The sequence below is a fragment of the Pseudomonas siliginis genome (genome assembly GCF_019145195.1).
In the GTDB taxonomy this organism is placed as follows: domain Bacteria; phylum Pseudomonadota; class Gammaproteobacteria; order Pseudomonadales; family Pseudomonadaceae; genus Aquipseudomonas; species Aquipseudomonas siliginis.
Genome location: NZ_JAHSTW010000017.1, coordinates 1 through 4,648, shown reverse-complemented (window position 1 = coordinate 4,648; position 4,648 = coordinate 1). Strand labels below are relative to the sequence as shown.

At 53.3% G+C, this 4,648-nt stretch carries 3 protein-coding genes and 2 pseudogenes; all 5 read right to left on the bottom strand.

The window, feature by feature from the left end; translation table 11 throughout:
• Positions 1 to 1,461, bottom strand: a pseudogene (locus tag KVG87_RS25560) (type IV secretion protein Rhs); the annotation flags it as partial.
• A 113-nt stretch (positions 1,462 to 1,574) separates the two neighbouring features.
• On the bottom strand, positions 1,575 to 1,943 hold the full coding sequence (locus KVG87_RS25555; RefSeq protein WP_217853212.1) for a hypothetical protein: 369 nt from the start codon (positions 1,941 to 1,943) through the stop codon (positions 1,575 to 1,577).
• A gap of 5 nt (positions 1,944 to 1,948) precedes the next feature.
• Positions 1,949 to 3,469, bottom strand: a pseudogene (locus KVG87_RS25550) (RHS repeat domain-containing protein); the annotation flags it as partial.
• 177 nt (positions 3,470 to 3,646) lie between these two features.
• Positions 3,647 to 3,988, bottom strand: a complete 342-nt coding sequence (locus KVG87_RS25545) for a hypothetical protein (RefSeq protein WP_129999829.1) — start codon at positions 3,986 to 3,988, stop codon at positions 3,647 to 3,649.
• Positions 3,985 to 4,648: RHS repeat-associated core domain-containing protein (locus tag KVG87_RS25970; protein WP_225931010.1), on the bottom strand; the 664-nt coding region annotated here is incomplete at its 5' end. The genes KVG87_RS25545 and KVG87_RS25970, both read right to left, overlap by 4 nt.

Here is a 4,648-nt window from a genome sequence, read left to right as displayed (position 1 = left end):
GCGGAAACTGCCCGGTTCGTAGATGTAGCTGCGATAACGATTTTCTGCGCTTTCGGCGATGAGGCGTTCGCCTTGCCAGAGGAATTCAGTGGTATGGCCGTCGACGGTTTTCTCGATGCGGCGGCCAAAGGCGTCGTATTTGTAGGTGGCGGTGCTGCCGCCTGGGAGGCTGACGCCAATCAAGCGGTGTTGGCAATCGTACCGGTATTCGGTGACGAGCTTTTGGCCGTTGCCGCGACGCTCGCGGATCAAATTTCCGTACGCGTCGTAGTCGTAGTGGCGGTCGCCTTGCATCAGCAGGCGATTACCTTTGACGTTGGCGAGGTTGGCTGCGGGCAGGTCATTCTGGCCGAGGAGGTTGCCTGCCGGGTCATGGGCGAAGCTCTCCGGCATGGCGCCGCGTACGCTGATCAGTCGGTCGAGTGGATCGTAGTGATAGCTGCGGTTGCCTTTGCGGCTGTCGTCGATGCCGGCGAGGTTGCCGTTGGCATCGTAGTTGTAGCGACGCTGGAACAGGTGTTTGTCCCGCTGGCTGACGCTGTGCGCTTGCAGGCGGCCCTGTTCATCGTATTGGTATTGGCTAAGCAGCAAGCCTTGTTGGCGTTGTTGCTCGCGACCGGCGTTGAACTGGTGGCTGGTCAGGCGAGAGCCGTTGAGGTCGATGCTGCTCAGCCGTCCACCGGACAAATGACGGTAATCGAGCGTGTAGCCATCGGGCAGACGGCAGTGGCTGAGCTGACCGACTTTGTCGTAAGCGTAACGCGTGGTACCCCAGCCCTGATGTTCGGTGATCAAGCGATCTTGTACGTCGTATTCATAAGCGAGCGGCCAATGGCCGTCGTCGACGTTAACCAATCGACCCAGTGCGTCATAGCTGTAGTGAATCTCCTCGCCATCGGGCAGCGTCTTGACCAGCAAACGGCCAGCGGCATCGCGCTGGTATTCGGTAATCAGTTCGCTACCGTCATCGCCGAATTCGGTCTTCTTCAGCAGTTGGCCGTTGAGGTCGTACTCGTACGCGGTGCGGCGGCTGTCGAAGCCGGTTTCCTGCTGGATCAGGCCGTTCGGGTAGTAATCGAGTTGGTAGCGTTCGCCGCGCTCGTTTTCGATCTCGGTGAGGTTGAGTTGCGAGTTGTCGTAGCGGTAGCGCAGTTGGCTGCCGTCGGGGTTGATGCGGCGGCTGACCAGATGCAGGTTGTCAGCGTATTCGTAGCGGGTGATGCGGCCGAGCTCGTCACGTTCTGCGGTGACGCGGCCATAAGGATTGTAGGTAAACGCGCGGGTGGCGCCGCCAGGCAGGGTGACTTGGGTCAGGCGGTCGACGGCGTCCCATTGATATTGGGTGATCGCGCCGAATTGGTCCTGGCGAGTGATTTGCCGGCCGAGGGCATCGTAGCGGTATTTTCGTTGACCGCCGTCCGGCAGGCGCTCTTCCAACAACTGGCCGAGGTTGTTCTGCCCAGATTTTCAAGGGAAAGGTGACCTTCAAAAACTTACAAAATGAAGTTGTTCACAGTCAGATTTCATCTAGAAAATAAAGATGTGAAGTGTCTCTCCATTTTACGATGTGAGCTTTACCATAGATCTATGCGTGCACACTCAAATTCGATTAAGTCTCCGACCACAACCCCTCCTGGTAGATAGTCCTCAATAATCATGGTGATTTTTCCAACTGTTACTACTTGTTCCGAAGTGTCTAATACTCTGGCGATGACTTTTCTGGATAGTCCTTGCTTCTGAATGTTCCAAATCCCCAGTTCAGCAAGTCCTTCGCAACGCATTGCGCTTTTCAAAGAGAAAATGTGCAGGGGGCCGTTTACTTCATCTCCAATATTCGCGCTGCAAGGATGGGAGAAAGCAATGCAAGTAAACTCGCCGTCGGTTATTTCAACCTCTGCCTCTTCGGAAGTTCCAGATATCCACTTTATATTTTTTACAATCATAGTCGTCACTCCGGTGTTTTTTGCCCGTATGGATATTTCCAGCCGACATGAGGGTCTGAACCAATCGTATCTGTTTTGACAGACCTCGGTTGCGCCTTCCATCCGAGGCTCGGAGCTTTAGTTTCAAAAAATGAAACGGACTTCAAATGCATCGTTGTAATCTCCCCTGTAGCTCTATCTACCCCTACGAGTAACCCTTTTGCGCTTCCTATGCCACCTGGAATTGCAACGAAAGCATTCAGTTCCGGTGCGAACGTTCCATTGCGGATGACCGAGTTTGCATCGGCTACATATTGTTCGAGGGTGTAGTTGTCGTGCCCGAGCGTTTGTCCAATTTCCTCGCCGTGCTTTTCAAAGTGACGAACATCTTCTCCTGGCTTAAATTTTCTATCAGCGATAGGGGGAGGGGGAACTCCTTCTTTTACTTTTGTTGTTTCCTCAGGTCTTTTCAGTGATCTTGGATCACCATTCCCCGCCCCCGGACACTCGCTATTACCTAGTGGGTCTACCCACCCCGTAGGGTTCGTCACGTACTGGTAGCTGTTCAACCCACCCGCAAGCTTGATCGGATCGGGGGTCAAGAACCGTCCAGTCCCCGGATTGTAGTAGCGGTGGCGGTTGTAATGTAAGCCTGTCTCGGCGTCGAAATACCGACCCTGAAAACGCAACGGGTTATCGATTTCACTGACATCCAGCGCCGCGAGGTTGCCGTAGGCGCGGTACTTCGCTGACCACATGATCTCGCCGCTGTAATCGGTGAGTTCCTGCGGCGTGCCTAGGTGGTCGAGTTGGTAATAGAACGGTGCTGCTTTTAGCGGGCCTTCGCCGTCGAGCATTGCCAACGGGCGGAAGCTGCCCGGTTCGTAGATGTAACTGCGGTAGCGGTTCTCGGCGCTTTCAGCGATGAGGCGTTCGCCTTGCCACAGAAACTCGGTGGTGTGACCGTCGACTGACTTTTCAATGCGGCGACCGAAGGCGTCGTATTTGTAGGATGCGGTGCTGCCATCCGGCAGGCTGACGCCGATCAGGCGGTGTTGGCAGTCGTAGCGGTATTCGGTGACGAGCTTTTGGCCGGTGCCGCGACGTTCGCGGATCAGGTTGCCGTAGGCGTCGTAATCGTAATGGCGGTCGCCCTGCATGAGCAGGCGATGGCCTTTGACGTTGGCGAGGGTGGCTGCGGGCAGGTCATTTTGTCCGAGGAGGTTGCCTGCCGGGTCATGGGCGAAGCTCTCTGGTATGGCGCCGCGTACGCTGATCAGTCGGTCGAGTGGATCGTAGCGATAGCCGCGGTTGCCTTTGCGGCTGTCGTCGATGCCGGCCAGATTGCCATTGGCGTCGTATTGATAGCGGCGCTGGAACAGGTGTTTGTCCCGCTGGCTGACGCTTTGCGCTTGCAGTCGGCCCTATTCATCGTTATTGGTACTGGCTGAGCAGCAAGCCTTGCTGCCGCTCTTGCTCGCGACCGGCGTTGAATTGGTGAGACGTGAGGCGTGAACCTTGAGGCCGATGCTAGTCAGGTGACCGCCAGCTGGCGGTTATACAGTTTTCATTTGATCTGCGTGAATGATTTAGTTTGTATCCCTAAATTCGTAGGGGTTGAAGCCTCTCCGAAGCCCAAGCTTCTGTAGGTAACAGTGTTGAAGTTGGTTTTGTTTTTGATGAAAAATAGCATGAGTAGTTTATTAATGATTGGCTCGTTGTTTTCAATTTTCGCGCATGTATTGCTCTATTTTCTCAATATATTTTTTTTTGCATGTTGTTCGGAATATTTCCAAGGTTTTGGCAGAGTCGCCGATTGGTTCGCCTTTTCGATCGTATTTAATTGTAAGAAACTCTACCACGAACTCGCCCTTTGGGTCTCCCTCAGGTTCTACTCTAGAATCGAAGCAATAGCCTGTGCTTTGTCTTGCACCACCTAATAAAACAGAACTGCTAAACCAGTGCGCGGTTTCCGGTGTTAGTTCTATTTCGTACAAATTATTTATGGTTATTGTCCAGTCGCTAGGCACTCGGAGTGGCTGTAGTTCGAATTCTAGTTTTTTCATTTTGCTTTACCCATGTATTTTTTCACTTGCTGTGGTGATGCCGGAAAGCTGTGGATCACAGGCTTATTTCCTCCATCAGTTAGTTCAATTCTTATCCAGTTTGTAAGTTGTCCCTCGTTGTAGCCCACAGGGTGTTCGGATCTGTAAAACATGAATCGAGTGCCACCGTGGTCGAATACGTTTCCATCTTTTATCGCCCCATATGCAGCTTGTTTTTCGAATCCTTTAACATTGTTTGCGATGTCGGGCAGATAAGAAGCTTCGGGTTGACCACCACGTGATCCATTACCCAAACTCAATTCTCTGGCTTGGTCGGCAGATTTCGCATTCAGATGTTTCGTTTTATGGAAACCTCCTGGCCTCTGCGCGTTATAGACGTCGGATCTTAACTCTTTCCGCGTCTGGTAATCGCTAGTATCAACGCGCTTGGGAGGGCAGTTATTGCTGCTCAGCCCCAACGGATCCACCCACCCAGTAGGGTTAGGAACATACTGGTAGCTATTCAACCCACCCGCAAGCTTGATCGGATCCGGCGTCAAGAACCGTCCGGTCCCCGGATTGTAGTAGCGGTGGCGGTTGTAATGTAAGCCTGTATCGGCGTCGAAATACTGACCCTGAAAACGCAGCGGGTTATCGATTTCGTTGACGTCCAGCGCGGCG

What these genes read in the sequence shown, in the direction of transcription:
- KVG87_RS25555 (WP_217853212.1), bottom strand. Translation starts at nt 1,943, where the DNA reads ATGATTGTAAAAAATATAAAGTGGATATCTGGAACTTCCGAAGAGGCA.
- KVG87_RS25545 (WP_129999829.1), bottom strand. Translation starts at nt 3,988, where the DNA reads ATGAAAAAACTAGAATTCGAACTACAGCCACTCCGAGTGCCTAGCGAC.